General features: G+C 72.4%; 16 protein-coding genes. 8 read left to right on the top strand and 8 right to left on the bottom strand.

Going from position 1 to position 25,105, the window contains the following annotated elements; translation table 11 throughout:
• The first annotated feature begins 30 nt into the window (after positions 1 to 30).
• The 3 genes from ABT057_RS31140 to ABT057_RS31130 all read left to right on the top strand — a co-directional run bounded on the left by ABT057_RS31140 (position 31) and on the right by ABT057_RS31130 (position 4,716).
• Complete coding sequence (locus tag ABT057_RS31140; RefSeq protein WP_352346971.1) at positions 31 to 957, top strand: carbohydrate ABC transporter permease; 927 nt, start codon at positions 31 to 33, stop codon at positions 955 to 957.
• A gap of 316 nt (positions 958 to 1,273) precedes the next feature.
• Positions 1,274 to 2,125: a glycoside hydrolase family 43 protein gene (locus tag ABT057_RS31135; protein WP_352346970.1), complete on the top strand. Its 852-nt coding sequence runs from the start codon at positions 1,274 to 1,276 to the stop codon at positions 2,123 to 2,125.
• Between the two features lie 113 nt (positions 2,126 to 2,238).
• The gene (locus ABT057_RS31130; RefSeq protein WP_352346969.1) at positions 2,239 to 4,716 is read left to right on the top strand and encodes a carbohydrate binding domain-containing protein; all 2,478 of its coding nucleotides are present in this window, start codon (positions 2,239 to 2,241) and stop codon (positions 4,714 to 4,716) included.
• Between the two features lie 46 nt (positions 4,717 to 4,762).
• On the opposite strand, the gene ABT057_RS31125 is transcribed toward ABT057_RS31130, so the two are convergent.
• Complete coding sequence (locus ABT057_RS31125; RefSeq protein ID WP_352346968.1) at positions 4,763 to 6,097, bottom strand: Gfo/Idh/MocA family oxidoreductase; 1,335 nt, start codon at positions 6,095 to 6,097, stop codon at positions 4,763 to 4,765.
• Positions 6,098 to 6,195: 98 nt separating this feature from the next.
• Entirely contained in the window at positions 6,196 to 8,364 is a 2,169-nt protein-coding gene (locus tag ABT057_RS31120) for an FUSC family protein (protein WP_352346967.1), read from the bottom strand.
• Between the two features lie 370 nt (positions 8,365 to 8,734).
• On the opposite strand from ABT057_RS31120, the gene ABT057_RS31115 reads away from it, so the two are divergent.
• The gene (locus ABT057_RS31115) at positions 8,735 to 9,925 is read left to right on the top strand and encodes an MFS transporter (protein WP_352346966.1); all 1,191 of its coding nucleotides are present in this window, start codon (positions 8,735 to 8,737) and stop codon (positions 9,923 to 9,925) included.
• A gap of 16 nt (positions 9,926 to 9,941) precedes the next feature.
• Here the strand turns inward: ABT057_RS31115 and ABT057_RS31110 are convergent, their stop codons facing one another.
• The 6 genes from ABT057_RS31110 to ABT057_RS31085 all read right to left on the bottom strand — a co-directional run bounded on the left by ABT057_RS31110 (position 9,942) and on the right by ABT057_RS31085 (position 16,364).
• Positions 9,942 to 10,745 (bottom strand): SDR family oxidoreductase, encoded by an 804-nt coding sequence (locus tag ABT057_RS31110; protein ID WP_352346965.1) that lies wholly within the window; start codon positions 10,743 to 10,745, stop codon positions 9,942 to 9,944.
• Positions 10,746 to 10,870: 125 nt separating this feature from the next.
• Positions 10,871 to 11,830: an alpha/beta hydrolase family protein gene (locus ABT057_RS31105; RefSeq protein WP_352346964.1), complete on the bottom strand. Its 960-nt coding sequence runs from the start codon at positions 11,828 to 11,830 to the stop codon at positions 10,871 to 10,873.
• Between the two features lie 160 nt (positions 11,831 to 11,990).
• Entirely contained in the window at positions 11,991 to 14,114 is a 2,124-nt protein-coding gene (locus tag ABT057_RS31100; protein ID WP_352346963.1) for an MMPL family transporter, read from the bottom strand.
• A 48-nt stretch (positions 14,115 to 14,162) separates the two neighbouring features.
• The gene (gene sigJ / locus ABT057_RS31095) at positions 14,163 to 15,071 is read right to left on the bottom strand and encodes an RNA polymerase sigma factor SigJ (protein WP_352346962.1); all 909 of its coding nucleotides are present in this window, start codon (positions 15,069 to 15,071) and stop codon (positions 14,163 to 14,165) included.
• Positions 15,072 to 15,369: 298 nt separating this feature from the next.
• A complete protein-coding gene (locus tag ABT057_RS31090; RefSeq protein ID WP_352346961.1) occupies positions 15,370 to 15,798 on the bottom strand; it encodes a DUF3052 domain-containing protein in 429 nt (142 codons plus the stop codon).
• Positions 15,799 to 15,932: 134 nt separating this feature from the next.
• Positions 15,933 to 16,364: a GNAT family N-acetyltransferase gene (locus ABT057_RS31085; RefSeq protein ID WP_352346960.1), complete on the bottom strand. Its 432-nt coding sequence runs from the start codon at positions 16,362 to 16,364 to the stop codon at positions 15,933 to 15,935.
• 374 nt (positions 16,365 to 16,738) lie between these two features.
• Between ABT057_RS31085 and ABT057_RS31080 the strand changes: the two genes are divergently transcribed.
• Genes ABT057_RS31080 through ABT057_RS31065 form a run of 4 tightly spaced genes read left to right on the top strand, consistent with a single transcriptional unit; the run spans position 16,739 to position 25,027 of the window.
• On the top strand, positions 16,739 to 18,295 hold the full coding sequence (locus tag ABT057_RS31080; RefSeq protein ID WP_502973994.1) for a TIGR02677 family protein: 1,557 nt from the start codon (positions 16,739 to 16,741) through the stop codon (positions 18,293 to 18,295).
• Positions 18,292 to 19,587, top strand: coding sequence for a TIGR02678 family protein (locus ABT057_RS31075; protein WP_352346959.1), 1,296 nt, complete (start codon positions 18,292 to 18,294; stop codon positions 19,585 to 19,587). The genes ABT057_RS31080 and ABT057_RS31075 overlap by 4 nt, the downstream gene beginning before the upstream one ends.
• Positions 19,584 to 23,762 carry a TIGR02680 family protein gene (locus ABT057_RS31070; RefSeq protein ID WP_352346958.1) on the top strand — a complete coding sequence of 1,393 codons (4,179 nt, stop codon included), beginning with the start codon at positions 19,584 to 19,586 and terminating at the stop codon, positions 23,760 to 23,762. The genes ABT057_RS31075 and ABT057_RS31070 overlap by 4 nt, the downstream gene beginning before the upstream one ends.
• Positions 23,759 to 25,027, top strand: coding sequence for a TIGR02679 family protein (locus ABT057_RS31065; protein WP_352346957.1), 1,269 nt, complete (start codon positions 23,759 to 23,761; stop codon positions 25,025 to 25,027). The genes ABT057_RS31070 and ABT057_RS31065 overlap by 4 nt, the downstream gene beginning before the upstream one ends.
• Positions 25,028 to 25,105 lie beyond the last annotated feature (78 nt).

Raw genomic sequence — 25,105 nt, 5'->3', positions numbered from 1 at the left:
GCCTCTCAAGGAATCTGACGGATCGCCACCATGACTTCAGACATCACCACGCCGGACGCCCCGCCGGTCTCCGGGCCCCGGACCGCGACCCGCCTCCCCGCCGGCGGTACGACATCCAGGGCGCCCCTCGGCCGGCTCCGCCGTCTGGCCGGCGGCCTCGGCACCGTCCTGCTCTGCCTGGGCACGCTCCTGTTCGTCCTGCCGTTCCTCTTCACCGTCGTCACCTCGCTGCGCACCGCCGCGGACGTGGCCCGCTCCCCGCTGGGCCTCCCGCACTCGCTGACCCTGAAGAACTTCTCGGACGCCTTCAGCCAGATCCACTACGGGCCCAGCACCCTCAACACCGTCCTCATCACCGGCCTTTCGTGTGTGGCCATCACCGTGATCGGCTCGCTGGCCGCCTATCCGCTCGCCCGGATCACCCAGCACTGGTCCACCGCGGTGTACCGGCTGTTCATCCTCGGCACCTCGGTGCCCGTGTTCGTGGTGGTGGCGCCGCTGTACCTGCTGATGCGCGACCTCGGCCTGCTGGACACGTACGCAGGCGTCGTCTGCATCTACACGGCCCTGAACCTCCCGGTCGCCGTGTTCTTCTACACCAGTTTCATCCGCTCGATCCCGGTCGACCTGGAGGAGGCGGCGGCCCTCGACGGCTGCGGCGCCTTCCGTACCTTCTTCACGATCCTCCTCCCGCTGCTGCGGCCGGTCACCAGCACGCTGCTGACCTTCGTCTCCCTGCAGATCTGGAACGACCTGCTCGTCCCGCTGGTGTTCCTGCAGGACCCCGGCAAGCGGACGGTCATGGTGAACGCCTACTCCTTCATCGACCCGCACACCGTGCAGCCGACCACCCTCTTCCCGGCCGCCCTGCTCGGCGTCCTGCCGCTGCTGGTCATCTTCGTCTTCTTCCAGCGCCAGGTGGTCGCCGGGATGTCCGCCGGGGCGGTCAAGTCATGAATCCCCCGGACCCGGGCCGAGCGGGGAGCCCGCGACGGACGCACCTGCCGCCCGCCCTCCGCCGGAACATCTCGCCGACGACCCGCAGGTCCTGCCGCTGACCCGAGCGACCACTCCGCACCGCACCGGCGGCCTCCGCACCCGGCCTTCCGCACCCGGCCCTCCCGCACCCGGCGTCGTCCCCGCACCGGCCCTCCCGTTCCCACCGCCCGCCGCGCACGTCCGGCCTGCCGGTCCGCGGCCGCCGGCGATCCCACGACCTCACCGTCCAAGGGGCCCCGACCCCTGCCCGCTGTCCTGGAAGGACCATCCACCGATGTACGTGGTCTCCTACTTCACCGACGCCGACGAGGCGCTGCACCTGGCCTACAGCCACGACGGCCACGCCTTCGTGACCGTGAACGGCGGCCGGCCCGTCCTGCGCGGCACGGTCGGCACCGGCCGGCTGCGGGACCCGTTCATCGGGGTGGGCCCCGACGGCCGGTTCCATCTGCTGGCGACCGACGGCTGGACGAGCCCCCACATCGTCCACGCCACCTCGGCCGACCTGCTCACCTGGTCGCAGCAGGAACTCCTCCCGGTCATGGCCGGCGTCGAGGGAGCGCTCAACGCCTGGGCCCCGGAGTTCTTCCTCGACCGCGGGACCGGGCTGTACCACGTCATCTGGTCCTCGGTCGTCGAGGCCGGGAGCACCGCCGAGGGCCGCGACTTCGAACACGTCGGCCAGAACCACCGCATCTGGCACTGCACCACCGAGGACTTCCGGACGTTCTCGTCCCCCGGTCTCTTCTTCGACCCCGGCCACTCGGTCATCGACGCCACCGTGCGCGAGCGGGTCGGCGGCGGATTCCTCATGGCCTACAAGGACGAACGCGGCACCAACGACCTCGGCACCGTGCACAAGGACATCCACCTGACCACCTTCGACGTCCCCGGCGGCCCGTACGCCCCGTCGGTCGGACCGGTCACCCCGTCGGTGGTCGAAGGCCCGTCGATCTTCGACCGCGGCGGCGAACTGGTCATGATCTTCGATCACTTCCTCGAAGGGAGGTACGGGGCGACCCGCAGCAAGGACGGCGCCGACTGGGAGCCCGCCTCCCTGGACCTGCCCCCGGGCATGCGGCACGCCTCGGTCCTCGAAACGCCCCTGCCGACCGCGCTCCCGTAGCGGCCCGGCAGAGACTCCGGGCGCATCCGCTTCGGCCGGCCCGCCCGGTGCAGGAAGACCCGCGTCGCGTCCCGCGGCGCGGAGGACACATCCACCGACCAAGGAGCGTCGCAATGAAGCGTCGCAGATCGGACCGCCCGGGCGTCCGGGCGTCCCGCATCCTCACCCTGCTCGCCACCCTGGCGGGCGCCCTCCTCCTCCCGGCCCACACCGCCCTGGCCGCCGGCACCACCTACTACGTGAACTGCTCAGCCGCGTCCAACGGCAGCGGCACCCAGGCCAGCCCCTGGAACTCCGTCAGCAGCGTCAACGCCACCACCTTCGCCGCCGGCGACAGCATCCTCTTCGCCGCCGGCACCACCTGCACCGGCCAGCTCACCCCCGGCGGCTCCGGCGCCTCCGGCAGCCCCATCACCATGGGCTCCTACGGCAGCGGCGCCAAGCCGGTCATCAACGCGAACGGCGCCACCGGCCCCGTCATCCACCTGCTCAACCAGCAGTACTGGGAGATCGGCGGCCTGAACCTCACCAACGCCGCCTCCTCGCCCGCCTACCGCTCCGGCGTCCTCGCCGAGAACAGCTCCGGCGGCATCCTGCACCACATCCGGGTGCACGACATGAACATCCACGACATCACCGGCTACGGCGGCGGCTGGTACGCCACCAACGCGGGCGTCGGCGTCCAGACCGACCACACCACACCGGTCTCCACCTGGGACGACGTGGTGGTCGAGAACAACACCTTCGACCATGTCGACCGCATCGCGGTCGCCGTCACCCCGGACGGCGACGGGCAGGGCACCGGCCTGACCACGGGCACGGTCATCCGCGGCAACACCATGACCTACGACGGCGCCGACGACATCCTCGTGGTCAAGAACGACGGCGCCCTCATCGACGGCAACAAGGCCGGCTACGGCGGCGCGAAGAACACCTGCCCGCCCTCCGGCCAGTACTGCAACGGCGCCTCGGCCGGCATCTGGATGTCCGGCAGCTCCAACACCGTCGTCCAGAACAACGAGGTGTACTGCCATGTCAACGGAGCCGACGGCACCGGCTACGACGTCGACTGGGGCAACCACAACACCACCTTCCAGTACAACTACAGCCACCAGAACCTCGGCGGCTTCATGCTGGTGATGCCGCCCTTCACCATCGCCAACGAACCCACCTCGACCGTCCCCAGCGACGGCACGGTGATCCGCTACAACATCAGCGAGAACGACGGCACCAACTCCGGCTGCCCCGCCTCCGGGACGCCCACCCACGGCACCGGCGTCTTCCACTTCGTCGGCAACATCCCCAACCAGAGCGGCAGTTCGGTCGCCGTCCCGCTCATCTACAACAACAGCGTCTACGTCAACCAGAGCGGCCTGAACACCCCGATCCTGTACTCGCGCAGGGGATCGAGCGTCACCGGCACCCTCTCCTTCCGCAACAACGCGGTCTTCAACTACGGCACCGGCGGCTACTTCACCACCAGCTCCGGATCCGTCTACTCCAACAACCTCTTCTACGGCACCCACCCGTCCTCCGAGCCCGCAGACTCGGCCAAGGTGGTCGCCGACCCCGAGTTCCGCAACCCCGGCAACGCCAACACGTCCTCCTCGTACACCGGCGCGGCCGCCTACCAGGTCCACCCGTCCTCGCCCGCGATCCGGGCCGGCGCGGTCATCAGCGGCAACGGCGGCAAGGACGCCTTCGGCAACGCCGTCTCCGCCACCGCGGCGCCCAACATCGGCGCCTACAACGGCACCGGCGGCAACCTGGTCTCCAACGCAGGCTTCGAGACCGGTTCGATGAGCCCCTGGACCAACAGCGGCGCCGCCCCCTCCGTCACCGCGTCGGGCGCCCGCACCGGGGGCTACGCGCTGACCACCCAGGCCAGTGGCAGCGGCGCCAACCAGAACCTGACCGGACTCACCCCCAACACCACCTACCTCCTCACCGGCTGGGCCAAGGTGGCCAACGCGGGGGAGACCCTCGCCATCGGCGTCAAGAACTACGGCGGCACGGAGACCTTCACCAACGTGGCGACGGCGTCGTACTCCCAGGCGGCGGTGCTGTTCACCACCGGCAGCAGCAACACCTCCGCCCTGATCTACTGCTGGAAGAACACCGGCGGCACCGGCACCGGAAACTGCGACGACCTCGCGGTCGAGCCCCTGTCCTCCGCCGCCAACGCGGTCACCAACCCGGGCTTCGAGACCGGCGCCCTGACCCCCTGGGCCCAGAGCACGGGTACGGCGTCCAGTGTGGTCGCGTCGAACGCCCGCAGCGGAACGTACGCCCTGCAGACCGGGGCCAGCGCCAGCGGCGCCATCCAGACGGTGAGCGGGCTCACCTCCGGCGCCACCTACCTGCTGGCCGGCTGGGCCAAGGCGGCCACCGCCGGTGAGGAAGTGGCGGTCGGCGTGAAGAGCTTCGGCGGTACGGAAACGTATCTGCGTACCTCGACCACGTCCTACGCCCAGCAGCCGATCTTCTTCACGACGGGCGCGTCCACCACCTCGGCCGCCGCCTACTGCTACAAGAACGCGGGCTCGGCCGCCGGTTACTGCGACGACTACACCCTGGTCAAGCTCCCCTGACCGCTCAACCCTGGTGGGCGGGCCGGCACGTCCGGCCCGCCCACGGTCATGTCCGGCCGGAACCGATGCCGAGTTCGTCGACGCGCACGACGGCGCCGCTCCGCAGCGACCGGTTGCCCGCCAGACCCACGACGACGGACCGCACGCCGTCCTGCCAGGAGGCCGCGTGACCGAGGGGGTCCTCGCCGGCACCGACGAAGAGATCGCGCAGCAATGCGGTGTCCCCGCCGCCGTGCCCCCCTTCCGCCTCCGGGATCGGCACCTGCCGGGCCCTTTCGAAGTGACGCTGCACCACGAGCCGTTCGCCCACGGGACGTTCGGTGTCGTCCGTGTCGGTGATCACGTGGCCGTCGGCGTCCGTGGTCACCGCCCCCCGCTCGACGACGGCGAGTTCGGCGCGGCCCTCGGTGCCGTTCACTCCGACGACGTACCCCTCCCACGGTGAGTGGGCGTTGAGCGCGTAGGTCATCGAGGCGCCCGAGGCGTAGTCGACGATCAGGGAGAGGTTGTCCTCGATCGTGATGCCCGGGCCGAAGACGTCCTGGTCGCGCCGGTAGCCGTCGAGATGCTCGTTGTCCAGGTAGAGGGCCTTGTACCAGGGCTCGTGACGCAGGTCGAGGCTGAACGCGTCGCGCAGCGGCGAGTCGGTCGTACCGCGCTCCGGACGCGGCCCGAGACCCCGGCCGGCGGCCGCCCGGTCGCCGTAGAACCGCAGACCGCCGCTGGCGAAGACGCGGGTGGGCACACTGCCCAGCCACCAGTTGACCAGGTCGAAGTGGTGCGAGGACTTGTGGACCAGCAGGCCGCCGGAGTTCTCCTTGTCCCGGTGCCAGCGCCGGAAGTAGTCCGCGCCGTGGGCGGTGTCCAGCAGCCACTCGAAGTGCACCGAGGTGACCCGGCCGATCTCGCCCGAGGCGATGACCTGCTTCAGGGCGGTGTTGCGGGGGGAGTAGCGGTAGTTGAAGGTGACGGTGACCTGCCGGCCGGTGCGTTCCGCGGCCTCCGCGATGCGGCGGACCCCCTCCTCGGTGGTGGTCAGCGGCTTCTCGACGACGGCGTCGGCGCCCGCCTCCAGGGCGGCCACGACGAGGTCGGCGTGCGTGTGGTCGGGCGTCGTCACGACGACCCGGTCGATCCGGTGCTCGTCCACCGCCTCGGCCAGCGCGCCCGGGGCGAACCGTGCCGGCACCGCCGCGCCGGCCTCGCGCACGCGCCGCTCGTGGACGTCGAGCCGGCCGGGGTTCGTGTCGCTCCACGCGACCAGATCGGCGACCCGCGCATGGACGCCCGTCATCGCGTCGATGTACAGCCGCGCACGTGACCCGGTGCCGACCAGGGCGTGGCGCAGCGGGGAGGCAGGAGGGGTGACGGAGGGGGACATGGTGACCCTTCGGCTGAGCGGGCGGAGGCCTGGACGGCTCCACCACACCGGAGGTTCCCGCCCTGATCAAGCCCTGCCGGTGTCGACCAGGCCACGGGTCAGCGCGCCCGGCTCCCGCGGCCGTCCACGCCGGGCAGGCCGGCCTCGACGCGGGTGAGCTGGGACGTCACGCTCGTCAGCCAGGCCTCGAGGTCTACCAGCGTCGGCACCGGTGGCGTGGGCGGTCGTGCGTGCTGTGGCCGGATCCGGTCCGGTGGCGGCCGGTACCCGGCGCACAGGGCGGCCAGCCGGTCGGTGGTCTCGGCCGCCTCCCGGGCGGCTGCCCGGGCCTGTTCCGCGGCTTCCGGCGGCAGGGCGGCAGCGGGCAGGTCGAAGCGGGGGAGCCAGTGGGAGCCGAGCAGGACCTGGTGGGCCGCGATGAGCAGACCGTGCCAGTCGGCTCCGGCGGAGGCGGCGGCGTCCGGTTCGCTGCGGAACTGGGCGTAGGCCGACTCGGCCAGGCGCATCCGGTGCAGGACGGCAAACGTCGGCGGGGGCGGCGCCGAGCCCGGCGGCACGGCCGTCAGGACCGCGACGGTGCCCTTGATCAGCGGCCCGCACTCGCGCAGCAGCCCCGCCACGGTCCTGCGCACCTCCCGCCGGGCACCGGCCGGCCAGGCGAGCATCGCGCACAGCAGACCGACGGCGCTGCCGGTCACCACGTCCACGATCCGCGCCTCCGCCAACTGCCAGGACGCCGGCGCGATCTGGGCGAACGCGGTGGCCACCACGAGCGTGAACAGACCCTGCGCCCAGGCGACGCCGAGCAGCGGGCCGAGCGCGAAGGCCGGCAGCATGCCCAGCGCGAGGATCCCGGCGTAGGCCCCGGTGTGCTGTCCGACACCGATGAGCAGGGCGCCCGCGGCGACGGCCCCCACCAGGTTGCCGGCCACGGCCTGGCGAACGGCCGCCCAGGTCTCCCCGACGGTCGTCCTGCTCAGTGTCAGCACCGCGAGCAGGACCCAGAACCCGTGGGCCAGGTCGAGCGTACCGGCGACCAGCCGAGCCGCGCCCAGGGCCAGCGCGATCCGCACGGCGTTGTGGAACTGCACCGAGCGGAGCGTCATGTTGCCGACGAAGCGGCGCAGCCACAGCCGCGGGGTGCTCGCCTCCGTGTACCAGAACAGGTCCCGTGGCTCGATCGGCGAGGTGCGCCGCCCGTCGAGGGCCACCCGCACGGAGATCTCCAGGACCCGCACCGACTCGGCGACGGCCAGCAGCGCCGCCTGCCGACGCAGGTCCGCCGCCAGGTCCGGCCGCTCGTCGTCCCGCTCCGCCGCCTGCCGCAACCGCATCTCCTGGAAGGCGCGGATCCCCTGGTCCAGGCGCGGCGGCCCCGGCGCGGACCGGCCCGCCCGCAGTGCGGCGGCGGTGTCGTCGCAGAGGGACGCCACCCGTGGCAGCAGCCACCGGGATGCGCCGTCCGCCCGGCCCCCGTCACCGGCACCCACAGGCCCGTCGTGCCTGTCCTGCCCGTCGTGGATGCCGTACCGGACGAGGTCGTGCAGGCGGCCCGTCTCGGTCAGATGGGCCAGCTGTTCCAGCAGTCGGCGGGCCGCGGAACCCGCCTGGGCGAGACCGCGGACCGCACGGCCCGGCCCCGCGGGGCGTTCCGCGGGCGGGATGTGCGACAGCCGCAGCCGTGTGCCGGCGGCCCGCAGCACCTCGGGCGGGGGACCGGCACGCGCGGCGAGGGTGTCGCCCGCGAGCGCCACGGCCTCCGCGAGGCTGCGGCGGTACGGCCGGCCCGCGGGCGGCGGCAGCACGAACAGCTCGCACAGCGCCAGCAGCAGCACGCCCACGCTGAGCCCGGCCAGCCGCAACCCCAGGGTCCGCGGCTCGTACGGCGGGAAACAGGCCAGGATGTAGAAGAGCTGGAGGCCCGGCGCCGCCCCGGCGGGCCGGGGCCCCGCGACGGCCGCGAAGGAGAGGAGGAAGCCGACGACGAGCATCCCCAGCACCGCGGCCCAGGTCCGCACCGCCAGGGCGGTCCCCAGCGTCACCAGCACCAGGCCCACCGGCAACGCCTTCAGCATCACCGCCGCCCGCTGCCGTCCGGACCCCGGGACCGAGGACAGCAGTCCGAGAGCGATGGGGGCGAACAGCGCGTACAGGGCCAGTACCGGTTCGTCGAGTCCGTAGAGGAAGACGTAGAAGCCCGCTGACGCCGACACGGTCACCCGCACCGACCGGCGCAGGATCTCGGTCCGCTCGGCGCCGCTCTTCACGGCGCGCCTCCGCCTCGCGCCGCACGCACCCGCAGGTCTCGGGACGCCCCGGCGTCGAGGGGCCCGCTCAGGGCCGCGCGCACCGGGAACAACACCCCGCCCGCCCCCACGCCACCGGCGGACAGGGTGAGCACACGGACAGCGAACCCCGCGAAGCCTCAGCGCGCATGGCGACGTTCCTCTCGGTCCGACGCCGCCGCGGCGTCGAGGCAGGGACAGGCAGACACCCCGCCCTCATTGTCGACCGCCCCCGCACCCACCGCAGCCCGGCCCACCCACCCGTGGTCGTGGCGTGCGGGCACCGTTCACTCGTCTTCCGCGCGGGGGCGTCGGGCCGGGCCGAGCGGGCTCGGCGGTTACCGTCGGCGGCATGGACGCTGACAACCGTGGATGGCTCAGGTGCGTGCTCGGCGGGGCGGTGTTCGCCGTGTGCATGGCCGGCACCACGCTGCCGACCCCGCTCTACAGCCTGTACCAGGAGAAGTTCGGGTTCTCCGAGCTGACGGTCACCGTCGTGTACGCCGTGTACGCGTTCGGAGTCATCGGCATGCTGCTGCTGGCGGGCAACGCCTCGGACACCGTGGGCCGGCGCCCCGTACTCCTGTGGGGCCTGGGATTCGCGGCGGCGAGCGCCGTCTGCTTCCTGTGCGCCACCGGCCTGGGCTGGCTGTACGCGGGGCGGCTGCTGTCGGGGCTGTCCGCGGGTCTGTTCACCGGAGCGGCCACGGCCTACGTGATGGACCTGGCGCCGGCCGGCGGCGCCTCCCGGGCCACGTTCGTGGCGACGGCCGCCAACATGGGCGGGCTGGGCTGCGGTCCGCTGCTCGCCGGAGTCCTGGCACAGTACGCCCCCTGGCCGCTGTACCTGCCGTTCGCCGTCCACCTCGCCCTGGTGGCCTGTTCGGCCGCGGTCGTGGTGTGGCTTCCGGAGACCGTCCGGGAGCGCAGTCCGCTGAGCGCCGTTCGGCCGAGCCGGCCCGCTCTGCCCCCGCAGGTGCGGACGGTGTTCACACCTGCGGCGATCGCCTCGTTCGTGGGGTTCGCGCTGTTCGGGGTGTTCACTTCGGTCAGCCCCGCGTTCCTCGCGGAGTCCCTGGACGTGCACGACCACGCCGTGAGCGGACTGATCGTCGCGCTGGCCTTCTTCGCCTCCACCGCCGGACAACTGGCCGTCCCCCGCGTCGGTGTCGGCCGGTCGCTGCCCGTGGGCTGCGCGACGCTCCTCGCCGGGCTGGCGCTCCTCGCGGGCGCGCTGCGCTGGGACCTGCTGCCCCTGGTGGTGCTGAGCGCGGTGGTCGGCGGGGCCGGGCAGGGGCTGGCGTTCCGCGGCGCGCTGTCCGCGGTGGCCGCGGCATCGCCCGCGGACCGGCGCGCGGCCGTCATCTCGGCACTGTTCGTGGTGGCCTACGGGGGCATCTCGGTGCCGGTCATCGGCGTGGGCGTGCTGACGGGTCCCCTGGGGCTCGAGGGGGCGGGGCTGGTGTTCATCGCCTGCATGGCCCTCCTCGTCTCGATCGCCGCCGCCTACCTGCTGCGTCGCCCGGTACCGGCCCGGCCGTGAACGACGGACCGGCGCGCTAGGCGAAGCCCCCGTTGCTCATCAGCAGCTGGCCGTTGACCCACCCTCCTTCCGGGGAACACAGGAAGTCCACGAGGTGCGCGGTGTCCCGCGGAGTGCCCAGACGGCCGAGCGGGGTGGCGCGGACACAGTGCTCCCGGACGTCGTCGGACATCCAGCCGGTGTCGACCGGGCCGGGGTTGATCACGTTGGCGGTCACGCCGAGGTGGGCGAGTTCGCGGGCGGCGGCCAGGGTGATGCGGTCGAGGGCGCCCTTGCTCGCCCCGTAGGGCAGGTTGCCGACGGTGTGATCGCTGGTGAGGGCGATGATCCGGCCGGTTCCCGGGGCTGCCGCGAAGCGGCGTCCGAACTCGCGGACGAGCAGCCAGGAGGCGCGCGCGTTGACGGCGAAGTGCCGGTCGAAACTCTCGACCGTGGTGTCGAGCAGACCGGAGTCGACCGACTCGCAGTGACACATCACCAGCGCGGTGACGCCGCCCAGCCGTTGTTCCACCTCGTCGAACACGCGGGCCGGTGAGTCCGGGTCGGCGAGATCCGCCTCGATCGCCGCGGTGGACGCACCGTGTGCGGCGAGGTCCCGGCTGGTCGCGTCGGCCGCTCCGGACTCCCGGCCCCAGGGCATGCGGTCGTCGTAGGGGGTCCAGTAGGTGAAGGCGACGTCCCAGCCCGACGCGGCCAGCCGCCGGGCGATTCCCGCTCCGATGCCGACGGTGCGTCCCACGCCGGTGATCAGCGCGAGCGGGCGTGCGGCGGGAGGGATCCGGTCGTGGACGGACTCGTCCTGATCGTTGCTGATCGTCACGGTCCGCGATCGTCCACGACCGGCTCCGGAGCGGCAACCGCTTTTCTCGGCTCGCCGGGATCCGTGTCGCCTCGTTCCGTACTGCCCGATCCGGCCTGTTCGGATCCGGCGTGTTCGGAGTCGGCCTACTTGGACTCGACCCGTCCGAGCGGGTCGGGGCCGGACGTCAGCGCGTCACACGCCGTCTGCCAGGCGGGGTCACCGGGGTGGAGCTCGGTGCGGAGGTAGGCCCAGGTGAGCCGCTGGACCGCGGCCACGCGCTCGGGGTTCTCGTCCGTGGTCTCGGCGACGTCGTATCCGGAGACCCCGCCGAGCCCGTGCTCCGCGTCGAACAGGGTGAGAAGGGACTTGCGGCCCGGGGAGAGGACGTACGGATCGGCGTGCCAGTCCGCGCCGTTGACCGTCAGATGCGTGGAGGTGTCCTTGTCGCCGGCGACGACGAGGGCGGGTGTCGTCATCGTGGAGAAGTCCGTGGTCAGGAAGAAGGCGAGATTCCGGGCCGCGAACTCGCTGAGGGCGTCGCCGCCTCTGCCGGGCGCGGCGAGCAGCACGCCCGCCTTGATCCGGGGCTCTGCCAGGTTCACTTCCGTCCCGTCGTCCGGATCGGTGAGCCGCGCACCCAGCAGCAGGCTCGCGGTGTGCCCGCCCATCGAGTGCCCGGCAACGGCGACCCGGTCCCGGTCCAGACGGCCGCGGAGCTGCGGGACGGCGGCCTCGATCGCGTCCAGCCGGTCCAGGATGTGCCGCATGTCCTCGGCCCGCGACCGCCAGTACAGCGGCGCACCGGGCGTGTCGGGAGCCAGGCTCAGCGTCCTCGAGCTCAGGTGGGTCGGCTGGATCACGACGAAGCCGTGCGCCGCCCAGTAGTTGACGAGGGGTGCGTAGCCGTTCAGCGAGGAGAGGTGGTTCGAGTAGCCCTGGCCGTGCGAGAGGAGCACGACCGGCAGATCGCTCCCGGTCACGGGAGCGGAGACCCGCACCTCCAGGTCCACGGCTCGGCCGGGTACCGACAGCACCACCGGACTGACCGAGAGGACGGGAGCGGGCGGGCCGAAGGGGTCGGCTGTGTAGGTCGATTCACTCATGGGGTGGAGGTCCGTTCGTGCGTACGTCTGGTCAAGGGCCTCCGCCGCCGGTCTTGTCCGGTCCGGCGGTGGGGGAGGCGAGGGCGACGTCCGGCCCGTATCAGCGAGAACGGAAACGGGACGTCGTTCCACTTAATATACGGAACGCTGTTCCGCTTTGTCAACGGAGCCTGTCTGGGAGGGCGGGTTCGAGCTCGTGTTCTTTCGTCGGCGGCAACGGCTCGTCGTGACGCCGGAAGAGTGTGCCGGGCCACCACATCCACCGTCCCACGTCGAGGGTCAGCGCGGTGACCAGCACCGAGCGGACGACCAAGGTGTCCAGCAGCACACCGAACGCCACCGCGAACCCGAGTTCGGCCGCGAACACCAGCGGCAGCGAGGCCATCGCCGCGAACGTGCCGGCCAGCACCGCACCCGCCGAGGTGATCACACCGCCCGTGGCGGACAGACCCGTCAGCGCGGCGCGCCGGGTGCCGTGCCGCGGTGTCTCCTCGCGCACCCGGCTGACCAGGAAGATGTTGTAGTCGATGCCGAGGGCGACGAGGAACACGAACGCCAGGAGCGGGAACGAGGCTTCCGCCCCCGCGAACCCGAACACGTGAGAGAACATCAGACCGCTCACGCCGAGGGCCGCCCCGAACGACAGCACCACCGTCGCCGTCAGCAACAGCGGTGCGACGACCGCCCGCAGCAGCAGGGCCAGGACGAGGAACACCACGACCAGCACGACGGGGATGACCACCTTCGAGTCACGGGCGGCCGCCTCGCGCGTGTCCAGCACGACCGCCGTGCTGCCGCCGACACGGGCGTCCGCACCCTCGACCGCGTGGACCGCGGCTCTGGCCCGCTCCACGGTGCGCAGGGCGGCCGTACCGCTGGGATCGACCCCGAGTTCCCCGAGGACGACGGCCTCCCCGTCCTTGACGATCGGCGTCGAGACGTCGGAGACACCCGGGACGCCCGACAGCGCGGTCCTCACCTGTTCCGCGAAGGCGGCCCGGGCCACGACGTAGACCGGGTCTCCCGACCCGGCCGGGAAGTGCCGGGACCGGATCTCCTCGCCGACGGCCATCTGCGGTCTGCCGGTGAACTGGTCCTTGTCGGAGAGCCCGTCGGCCCTGAGCCCGAACACCCCCATCGCCATCGCGCCGAGGGCGAGGGAGGTGCCGATCCACACGATCCGCGGCCGCCCCGAGACGGCGGTACCGACCCGGGTCCAGACGCCCTCCGCGGTGGTCGCCCCGGCGGTCGATCCGGACGACGGTTTCACCGGCCAGAAGATCCAGCGGCCGCAGACGACCAGCAGCGCCGGCATCAGGGTGACCATGGCGAGCAGACCCACGAGGATGCCGACGGCGCAGGCCGGCCCGAGGCCCTGGGTGGAGTGGAGGGTGGCCAGCATCAGCAGCATCAGGCTGATCGCGACGGTCGCGGCACTGGCGAGGATCGCGGGACCGCAGCGGCGCAGGGCCTCCGCCATCGCCTCGTGCCGGTCCTCGTGCCGCCGCAGTTCCTCCCGGTACCGCGCGGTGAGCAGGAGGGCGTAGTCGGTGGCGGCGCCGAACACCAGCACGGTCAGGATGAAGCCGGTCTGCTTGTTGACGGTGAGTCCGGCGTGCTCCGCCAGCAGATAGATCACCGCCTCCGAGGTGACCAGAGCGCCGCCGACGGTCAGCAGGGGCACCAGCGGCAGCAGCGGGCTGCGGTAGGTGAGCAGCAGGATCACGGCCACCACCGACGCGGTGACCGTCGTCAGGCCGCCGCCTCCGCTGAAGGCCTTGATCGAGTCGGACGCGTATCCGGCCGGACCGGTGACGTGGAACCCGGGCCCGCCGGGGTGCGCCGCGCCGATCTCGGTCATCGCGTCGACGACCTCGCCGATCCCCTCCCAGCCCGTCCGGTCCTTGCGGATCTGGACCACGGTCCGGACGGCCTTGCCGTCCTCGGCCTTCACCGGGCCCTGCGGCCGTCCCTCGACGCCGTCGATGCCTCCGAAGGCCTCGGCGTCGGCTCGGGCGGCGGCCATGTCGGCAGAGGTGATGCCCTCCGCCCGGTCGTAGACCACGATCGCGGGCACGGTGTCGCCCAGTCCGAACCGCTCGGCTCGGGCGACGACCTTCGTCGACTCCGCGTTGCCGGGCAGCCAGGCCGAGTTGTCGTTCTCCTCGGCGTCGCCGAGCCGGGCGGCCAGCATGAGGGCCGGTATCAGCAGGGCCGTCCAGAGGGCGAGCACGACCCATTTCGTCACCCTGCCACCGGGCAGGGACGCAATTCTTCGCACCACGGGGATTCCTCGGTTTCCAGCGACGTCGAGTCGACGCTCGGACGGCGGTCAGTCGACGTTCTCGATGTGGGAGAGCTTGTCGGGATTGGCGACGGCGTAGATTCCGCGCACCTGGTCGCCGTCCGGAGTGAGGTCGAGGACGAGGACGGCGTAGAGCGTGTCGCCGGCGAACAGCAGCGCCGACGGATCGCCGTTGACCCTGCGATAGGCGACCTGGAGGCCCCGGCCGGAGCGGGGGGCCACGGCGGCGAGCAGACGGGCGACCTTGTCCCGGCCCTGGAGCGGTCGCAGGCCGCCCGCGCCCTTGCCGCCGCCGTCACCCCACAGGGTCACCTCGGGTGCCAGGAGCCGCAGCAGGGCGTCCAGGTCGCCGCCGAGCGCCGCGGCCAGGAACCGTTCGGTCACCTGCTGCCGGACCTGCGGGTCGGGCTCGTAGCGGGGGCGTCGGGCCTGGACGTGCTCGCGGGCGCGATGCGCGAGCTGGCGGATCGCGGCGGGACTGCGGCCGAGGATGTCCGCGATCTCGGTGTGGGCGTAACCGAACACCTCGTGCAGGACGAACACCCCGCGTTCCAGCGGGGTGAGGGTTTCCAGCACCACCAGCAGCGCCATCGAAACCGACTCGGCGCGGACCGTCGCCTCGGCCGCGTCGTCGCCGGAGGAGCCGGTGAGCGGACCGACGAGGGGTTCGGGCAGCCAGGGCCCGACATAGGTCTCCCGGCGGCGGCTGACGGCGGCCTGGTGGGCGAGCGCCCGGTTGACCGTGATCCGCACCAGGTAGGCGCGCGGATTGTCGATCCGCTCCGCGTCCGGCGCCTGGCTCCTGGACGCCCACGACAGCCAGGTCTCCTGCAGCACGTCCTCGGTGTCGGCGACACTGCCGAGCATGTTGTAGACGATCGAGAACAGCAGCTCACGATGGTCGTCGAACACCTGGGTCGTGGTGGGGTGGTACACCGTGGGGCCTCCCGTCGCGGATGCGTTCCGAACTGAGAGGCGTCCAGGGGCAGAAGTGTGACATCCACCCCGGGAATGTGACCCACATCTCACCGTCGGCGTGCTCAACTCCGCGCTCGATGAGCGGTGTCGACCCCAGGAGCACAGAAGGAGAGCGGGCGGGTGATCGCATCCGCCGCCTCGAGCGAGCCGTCGACGGCCGCGCTGCCGGCGCAGGCGCCTCGGCGGGGCGGTGTGCGCCGGAGCCGGCGCCTACGCGGCGCAATCGGTGCACGGCACGGGCCCGCTGTCGGGCGGGTCAGTGCCGGCCGCTCCGGGCGGCCGTGGGGGAGAGGAGGGTGGTGGCCGACCAGGCTCTCGTCGCGCTGACCGGTTCCGTGGCCGAGAACCCGGCGGTGACGGCACTGCCGCCGATGTCGCTGTAGTCGACGTGACCCGGCCGTCCGCTCTTCGGCGTCAGCAGCACGATCGTGCCCCCTTCACCGAGGCTGCCGGAAGCGTCGACAAGGGTGTCGGAGAGGTCGCCGTCGTCCTCGCGGAACCACACCACGACCATGTTCACGATGTCCTCGTGGTCCTCGTACACCAGGTCGCTGCCGATGGTTCCCTCGATCAGCCGCCTGAACTGGTCGTCGCTGTCCTCGGCATATCCGATCTCCTGGACCACCATCCCGCGCTCGAAGCCCAGCATGGTGGCGGTGTTGGTGCTGTCGGCCGTAGTGGACATCCGGTTTCCTCGCCCTCGGTGTGACATTGCCGGCCATCACGATCACCGGCCGGGCCGCCCCGTGGACGAAGGCGCTCGGCAAACCACCTGTTCGAGTGGAGCCGTCCGGCCCGCATGGCCGTAGCCACTCGTGATCAATACACCTGGCGCCTTGGGGCGGCGTAGCAGCGGACGGCCACTCTCTGGTCGGGACTCCACTGCTGTTCGACCGTGGCCAGCAGTTGCCAGCCGAGCCGCTCGTACAAGGCCGCCGCAGCCGTGTCGGTGGCCACCACGTCGAGTACCGGGTGCAGACCGCGGGCCCGCGATTCCCCGACGGCCTGCGCCATCAGCAACGAGCCGATCCCGTGTCCGCGGGCCGACGGGGCGACGAACAGCCGGCTGATCACGGCGGTCGCGTCGACGCTCGCACCTGTGCGGGCGCTCCACAGTCCCGGAGCCGCGTCTCCGGCGTCGCTCCGGGAAAGGCCGATGTGACCGACGGTCCGGCCGTCCAGTTCTGCCACCCAGGAGGTGATGAGCGACGGCTGTGTCAGCCACTCGCCGGGGCGGGCGGGCCAGTTCACCGGATAGCCGTCGAGCTCATGGACCTCCGCGAGAACCCGGACACAGTCACCGAGATCAGGGTCGGTCCGAACCCGGACGCACCGGAACGGGCGCTCGCCGGCACGATCCGGCTCTTCACCACGGCATGGATATGACACCTCGTCATCCTCACATGCCGGGGCCTTCGCGCGAGTTCGGGTCCGGCTGCGGCGTGCTCGCGGCCACCGCGGCTTCGACGAGCGAGCCCGCAAGGACCGCGACCGTCTTTCCCCGCCCGGTTGCCGCCCGGTTCCCGTGGCCGGGAGCGTTCTCCGCTTTCCGCCCTGGTTGTCAGTGGTGGCCTTTACGGTGGGGAGGGCTGGCAACAGCTCGCCGATGGGGAAGGGGTAGGCCGGTGCGCAGGGTTCCACCGGAGATGTTCCGGTTCACCACGGGGGATCGCGCCGATCTCTATGGTGCGGTGCTTCGGGCGTTCGGAGCGGCCAACGAGCGGCTGGAGACGGCCCTCGGGCTCGACGAGGTCCGGGCGCGTCTGCGGACGGTCGGGTGGCTGGACGCGATCACCGACGAGGCACTCCACGAGGCCCTGAGAACGCTCCAGGGGTGGAACCTGCTGGACGTGGTGCAGAACCACACCGAGAACTACCGCACCGCCGAGGAGTACGAGCGCCGGAACCTCCAGTACTCCCTGACCCGCCAGGGCGAGGCCGCCCTCGCGGGGGTGGAACACGCACTGACGGTGCTCACCGCGACCGGGGCGCTGCAGACCGCCGTGCTGGAGGCGATCGCGGACAGGCTCGACGAGTTGTACGTCCTGCTGGGGGAACCCGCGTCGGCGGACCGCCGGATCTTCAGCACCCTCCAGGAGCTGGAGGGGCACCTCGAAGCGCTGCTGGACAACACCAAGGCGTTCAACGGGGAACTGCAGCGGCTGCTGCGCGCCGAAGGAGCCGATCCCGGAGTCTTCCGGGAGGTGAAGGCCGCGACGGTGGCGTATCTGCGCGAGTTCCTGGTCAACCTGGACCGGCGCGGGGCCGGGGTCGCCGTGGCGCTGGCCCGCGTCGAGGAGCGCGGGGTCGGTGTGCTGCACGAGCGCGCGCTGCGCGGCGCGGAGTTGCCGCCGGTGGCCGGTGAGGACCCCGCTGCCGCCTGGCTGGAGCGGCGCAGGGCCCGCTGGGCGGGGCTGCGGGCCTGGTTCCTGCCCACCGACGGCTCACCGCCCCGGGTTGAGCAACTGCACGACGTGGCCCGGAGGGCGATTCTCTCGCTGCTGCAGGTGCTCGACCGGATCACGGAGTCGCGTCGCCGTTCGTCCAGTGCCGTGCAGGATTTCCGGGAGCTCGCGCGCTGGTTCGCCGCCGCGCCGACGGAGGACGACCTGCACCGGCTGTGGGCGCTGGCCTTCGGACTGGGATCCGCGCGCCACCCCCACCTCGCGCACCCGGATCCGGAACTGATCCCCGCCTCCCGGTCGTGGGCCGCCGCACCCCCGGTGGAGGTGTCCGCGCTGCTGCGCACCAGCGGCCGCACGGAGCGCTTCACCCGGACAGGCAGGGTGCGGGACATCGCCGCGACGAAAGCCGCGCGAGCCGAGCGGGCGCGGCGGGAACGCGCCGAACTCCAGGCGGCGTGGCAGGCGTTGACCACGGACGGGTCCGTACGTCTCTCCGACTTCGGCGAGCTGGACCCGGCGGCGTTCGCGAGGTTGCTCGATCTGCTCGGCAGAGCGCTGTCGTCCCGCCCGGACAGCACGGGAACGCGCCGTGCCGTCAGCGCGGACGGCGGCGTGGAGATCCTCCTGCGGTCCGCCTCCGACGACCGCCAGGCCAGGCTGCGCACCTCGAACGGGGTGCTGAGCGGGCCGGACTATATCGTTCGGATCTCTGACGTGGACACGGCCGCCGGGCCGGCCGCCCACCCGTCGACCGGACTCGAGGAGGCCGCGGGATGAGCACGCTCGCCAACCAGTTGGTGGTGGTCGAACGGGAAGAGATGGCTCGGGGCATCCGTCTGCTGCTCGCCCAGCCGTTGATCACCGAGCGCGGCGACCCGGCGGCCTTCGAGGTGGTCAGGCGCCGCAAGGAGCCGCTCGCCAAGTGGTTCGACTACACCTGCGGCTGGAGCCTCGTCGTCGAGCCACGACGGGGGTACGCCCGGCTGGTCAAGGTCCGCTCGACCGCCGACGCCTCCCGTCCGGCCCGGCGGCCCCGGGCGGGCAGGCCGCCCTTCGACCGTCGCAGGTACGTGCTGTTGTGTGTCACGGCCGCGGAGCTGACGTCCGTACCGATGACGACCATAGGTCTGCTGGCCGACCGTGTCGTGCAGGCCGTGGCCGCCGACCCGGCGCTCGAGTCCTTCGACACCGCCAGCCGCCGCGAACGGATGGCCTTCGTCGACGTACTGAAGCTGCTGGAGTCGTACGGCGTCCTCGCGGCCGTGGACGGACTGACGGAGTCCTTCGTGGACACGGCGGAGGCGAAAGTCCTCTACCGGGTGGACGCCACCCTCCTGATGCGGCTCCCCGCGGCGCCCGTGGGTCCGTCGCGGCTGGCCGTGCCGGTGGAGGAGGTTCCCGCCCGTTTCGAGGAACTGCTGACGGAACTGATGCGGGAGCGGCGCTACGGCACGTCGGCGTCCGCCGGGCAGACGGCGGCGGACGAAGCGTTCGTCGTCTCCGGGACACGGCGGAACCTGTGGCTGCGGCACTCCGTGCTGCGCCGCCTCTTCGACGAACCGGTCCTGTACCGGGAGGACCTGACGGAGGAGGAGATCGCCTATCTCGCGTCCCCCACGGGCCGTCAGATCCTGCGTCGCTCGGCGGAACAGGCCGGACTCGTACTGGAGGAACGCGCGGAGGGCTACCTCCTGGTCGACCCCGACGCCCTGGCCACCGACTCGCGCTTCCCGGACGACTCCTCGACCGCCCGGGTCGCCGCCCTGCTCCTCCTCGAACGCATCGCTGACGCCCCCGGCGGCGCGACCCCCGAACAGCTCGCGGAAGCGGCCTCGGAGCTCCTGCGGCGTTTCCCCCGCTGGGCGAAGGCCTATCAGGCGGCCGAGGGGACAAGGCGGCTGGCCGACGACGCCGTGGCGGTGCTGCGTGACTTCGGCCTGGTCCGCGTCACCGGCGACCGGGTCGTGGCCCGCCCGGCCGCGTTCCGCTACCGCGTCGCGGGCACCACCACGACCTCCGCCGCCGTGGCGGAGCAGCACGCCCACAAGGAAGACGGAGGCCCGCAGTGAGCGTGACCGAGCTCCCGGTGCGCGGTACGGACCGGTCGGCGGACGGCACTGCGCCCACCCGGGACCGCTGGCAGCCGAGCCGGGCCGGAATCCTCAACGTCTGGCGGTACTACGACGAGACGTTCACCTTCCACGAGGGACGACTGCTGCTGCGCGGACCGAACGGCACGGGCAAGTCGAAGGCGCTGGAGCTGCTGCTGCCGTTCCTCTTCGACGCGAACCTCAGGCCCCACAGGCTCTCCACGTTCGGCGGCTCCGAACGCACCATGCACTGGAACCTCATGGGCGAAGGGGCCTCCGGCAAGACCCGCGTGGGATACGTGTGGATGGAGTTCGGCCGGGCCGACGGCGAGTGGTTCTCCTGCGGAGCCCGGCTCCAGGCCAGCGTCCACACGAGCGGTGTCCAGACCGACTACTTCACCACCCGCCGGCGCATCGCCCGGACCGACGGCGTGTCCCTCGTCAACGAGGCGGCGCAGCCCCTCACCCGGGCCGCGCTGGCGGACGCCCTGGAGGGGAACGGCGAGATCCACGCCACGGCCGCCGACTACCGGGCCGCGATCCGCCGCACCCTTTTCGCCGGCCTCGGGGAGCAGCGCTACGAGGCCCTGATCACCGCACTGCTCCAACTGCGACAGCCGAAACTCTCCGAACGGCTCGATCCGTCCCTGCTGTCCACGCTGCTGTCCAAGGCCCTGCCGCCGCTCGGCGAGACCGAGATCGGGGAACTCGCCGAGGGATTCGAGCGGCTCGACCGGCAGCGTGAGGACCTCAAGCGGCTCGACGACGAGGTCACCGCCGCGGCCGCCGTCGCCGGAAAGCAACGCGGCTACGCCCAGCGGGTGCTGCGCGCCGCCGCCGCGAAACTGATCTCCGCGACGACCGACATGGACAACCTCACCCGGATCGCCCGGGAAAGCGCGGAACAGCACCGGCAGGCCGTGCACGACCAGGAACGCACCGGTCAGCGGAAGCGGGAGCTGAGCGAGCGGGCCGGGGAACTCGAAGCGGCCGTCCAGGGCCTGGTGGACAGCGACCTCTACCAGCAGGGCAAGGAACTGGACCAGCTCCGCCGTCGCGCCCAGGACGGCGCGGGCAACGCACACCGGCTGCGGGCCGCCGCCGGCGACTGGCAACGCCGGGCCCGCGCGGACGACGAACAGGCGGACACCGCCGGCCGGCAGGCCGCAGAATGCGCCGACCACGCCGGGGACACCGCCGAGGACGTCGAGCGGACGGCCCGGACCGTCGGCATGGAGTCCGTGTACGCGGAGCTGCGCGCCGCACTCGCCGGACCCCCCTCGGCCGAGGACCCGGCGCGGGAGGCGGACCGGGTCCGCCAGGTCCGCCATCTGCTGCGCGGAGCGGTCAGGGGCCGGCGTGAACAGATGGCGGAGGTCCGGGAGGCCGTCGAGACCCACGAGCGGGCGGTGCGGGACCGGACCACCGCCGAAACGGCCCTTGACGGCGCCCGGGACGGCCTCGCGGAGGCGATGGCGCGCCGCGACGAGGCGGCCCGGGAGCGCGAGGAGGCCCTGCGGACACAGGAGGAGCGGCTCCGGGAGTGGGCCACCGGGTGTGTGGAACTGCGGATCGGCGACACCGAGGAGCTGGTCTCCCGGGCGGCCGTCGAAGCGGATGTCCTCGCCGTCGTGGAGCGCGCCGTGCGGGCCCTGGACCAGGAGATCACAGAGGCCGGCACCCGCGTCCGAGCGGTGCGGGAGACCGGGCTCGGCGAGCGGGAGAGGATTGTCCGGGCCATCGAGTCGCTCAGGACGGAAACCGACCTTCCGCCGACCGCCCCGCCCACCCGCACGACGGACCGTGCCACGATGGCCGGCGCGCCCCTGTGGCGACTCGTGGCCTTCCGCGACGGCGTTCCCGACGAGGTCCAGGCCGGCGTCGAGGCGGCACTGGAGGCATCGGGCCTGCTCGACGCCTGGGTGAGCCCCGAGGACACGATCGAACTCACCGGCCACGACACCTTCGCCGCGCCCGCCTGGGCGACGCCCGCCCAAGGGCCGTCACTGCTGGAGGTCCTGCGCCCCGAAACGGACACCCCGGTGTCGGGCGACCGAGTCTCCCAACTCCTCGCGGGCATCGCGTACGGAGACCAGCTCCCGCCGTGGCACACCGCCGCCGTCGGCGCCGACGGGAGCTGGCGGCTGGCCGCGGCCGTCGGGACCTGGAGCAAGGACGCGCCCGCCCACATCGGCTTCCTCGCCCGGGAACGGGCCAGACGGCGCCGCATCACGGAACTCACCGGGCGTCTCACCGACCTGAACGCCGCCATCGCCTCGTTCGACACCCAGTTGCGCGCGCTGCGCGAGCGCCGGTCACGGCTCGACGCCGACCTCATGGCACGCCCCGGGCACCGAGAGCTCGACGAGAGACGGCGCCAGTGGGACCGCGCGGAGGAGGCGGTCGGGGTGCGGGACGACGCCGTCCGTGTCGCGGTCGAGGTGCTCGACGGACGCGAGGCCGACGTGAGCCGCTGCCTGCGCACACTGGGCCGGCTCTCCTCCGAACACGCCCTGCCCACCGACCGGGCACGTCTGAAGGAACTGTCCTCCGCCGTCGACGCGTTCGCCGACACGGCCGACTCCTGGGCGGACGCGCATCTGCACTGGGCCACCGCCCTGGGCCGGGCGGCCGCCGCGAGAAGCCAGGCCGAGCGGACCGCGGAGGCCGCTCGGGAGAGCCAGGCCGAAGCCGACCGGGCCGACACCGAGGCCCGTGCCCTCGCGGCCACCCTTCAGGCCGTGGACAGCACCGTGGGTGAGGACTTCCGGCAGATCGCCGCCCGCATCGGCGAGTTGAGGAACGACATCCGCCGCAGCCGGGACGAGATCAGCGCGAGCGACGGCGAACTCGGCCGCCTCCAGCGACGTATCGGCTCGCTGGAGGCGACGATGGCCGAGGACGCCCGGCGACGGGACGAGTCGACGGCGGCGAGGGACGACGCGGCCCTCCGCTTCCGGCACCTGTGCCTGCTCGGTCTGCCCCAGGACGCGGGCGCCGCACTGGAGCTGACCGCCCAGGACGGCACCCGTGCCACGCTGGAAGCGGCCCGCGAGGTCGCGGCCGAGTGGCCGGCCCTCGCGCATGAGCCCACCCACCTCGGCGACGCCGTACAACGCCTCTCCGAGGCGGTCCACCAGGCCCGCCAGATCCTCGGCCGCCGCGCCGACCTCGATCTCGAGGTCGACGACGACGTGCAGGTCTTCACCGCCGCCATGGACGGCGTACGGTTCGGGGCGACGGGACTGCTGCGGACCCTCACCGCCGAACGGGACGGCAGCCGCGAGGACATCACGGTCGCCGAGCGGCGCCTCTTCGACCAGACCCTCACCGGAGACACCCGCCGTCACCTGGCCGCCCGCATCCGGCAGGCGAACGAACTGGTCGACCGCATGAACGGTCACCTGGAGCGAGTCCGTACGGCGTCGAACGTCTCCGTCCAACTGGTGTGGCGCATCCACCCGGATCTGCCGCCCGGCACCCAGACCGCCCGCACGCTCCTGCTCAAGGAGCCCAGGAACGTCACGGACGCCGACCGGGAGGCGCTGCACGCCTTCTTCCGGGCCCGCATCGAGGAGGCCAAGGCCAGGAACACGGCGGCCACCTGGGAGGAGCAGCTCGCCGAGGTGCTCGACTACACGGCCTGGCACCAGTTCGTGGTCAGGCTCGACCGTGCGAACGGCGCCGGTTGGCAGGTGCTCACGAAGAAACTGCACGGAGCGCTCTCCGGCGGCGAGAAGGCCATAGCCCTGCACCTGCCGCTCTTCGCGGCGGTCGCCGCGCACTACGAGGCCGTACCCGAAGCACCCCGGCTGATCCTGCTCGACGAGGTCTTCGTGGGCGTCGACGCGACCAACCGCGGACAGATATTCGCCCTGCTCGTCGCACTCGACCTCGACCTGATGCTCACCTCGGACCACGAGTGGGGCCACTACCGGGAACTCTCCGGCATCGCCGTCCACCAACTGATCACGGGAACCGACGGCGACGACGCCGTGACCAGCGCCCGCTTCGTCTGGACCGGGACCGGAATGCGACCCGAAGAAGCCGACGAGGCCGACGGAGGCGAGGGCGGCGAGGGCGGCGAGGAAGGCGGGGGTGGAGAAGGTGAAACGGGTGGAGCCGGCGAGCCGGAGGGACTCCGGACGACGTGAACACCCCCCGGATCCCCCCTCACCTCACCGGGACCCGCCTGCGCCCCGTCTGGCAGGCGGTGCACGACCGCCTCTCCACCGGCCGGCCCGTCAGCGGAGTGCGCCTCGGCCCGCTCGACGACGACGAGCGGGAGGCCCTCGCCGATCTGCTGGGCCTGGACCGGCTGCCGGACCAGCGGCCGACGGTGCGGCTGGCCCGCCTCGAGGCCATCGTGGCCGAGGCCGGCGGCGGTACGGTACGGGACGTCGTCACCCAGGTCATCGGCCCGCTCGGCGACCGGGCCGCCGAACGCCGTCGGCAGGAGGACGACCGGGCAGCACTCTGGGCATGGCTGGAAACCCACGACATCGTCCGCGCCCAGCCCGCGCTGGCCGAGTGGGCCCTGCACTGCCGGGGCCAGGGCCTGGTCGACGGCTCGGTGCACCGCACCCGGGACCTGCTCTCCGCCGCCGTCGCCGTGCTCGCCGCGCTGCCTGCCGAAGGCGAGCCGCTGCCCGTGTTCGCGGCGCGTGTCCGGCACGGCGACCCGCACGCCCTCGACGACGGCACCCGCCTGTCCTCCCTGGTGCTGAGGGCCTTGTCGACGCTCCACGGCACAGCCGTGCCCGACAGCGCCCACGCGCGGCGCGCACTCTGGTCCCGAGCCGGTGTCGCCGACGACGAACTGTCGGCGACCGTCCTCGCCGCCGGTCTGCGCCCGGCCGGCGAGGGCCCGCTCAGCCGGATCGCCGCTATCTGCTCCGAGGCCGGGCACGCCGTGTCCCTCACGCTGGCTCAGCTGAGGTCACCGGGCGATTTCCGCTTCCCCGACCGGGCCGTCCACATCACGGAGAACCCCAGCGTGCTCGCCCTGGCGGTGCGCCGCTTCGGCGCACGCTGCCCACCCCTCGTCTGCACCTCCGGCTGGCCCAACAGCGCCGTCGTCCGCCTCCTGCACCTCCTCACCGCGGAAGGCGCGACCCTGCGCCACCACGGGGATTTCGACGGCGAGGGCATACGCATCGCCGCCCACGTCATGCACAGGACCGCCGCCGCTCCCTGGCGGATGTCCGCCCACGACTACCTCACCGCCGTCACCACCACCCCGCGGGGCCCCTCACCGGGACGACTCACCGAGGCACCGTGGGACCCCGCCCTCACCACCGCCATGGCGGAACACGGAAGTGCCGTCATGGAGGAGACGGTGGCCGGTACCCTCCTCGACGATCTGGCCCGACAACTCGGGCCCGCCCGGCACGACCCGCGCGCTCGCCCGGCGACCTGAAGCGCCACACGGGATCACCTGACGCTGCAAGATCGGTTTCGCCAGACGCTCCTTCACGCTCGGCTGACGCCTTCCGGG

This window comes from Streptomyces sp. NPDC002588 (assembly GCF_040295925.1).
GTDB lineage: Bacteria > Actinomycetota > Actinomycetes > Streptomycetales > Streptomycetaceae > Streptomyces.
Note: the sequence above shows the minus strand (reverse complement) of the source record. Positions and strands in the feature narration are given on the sequence as shown.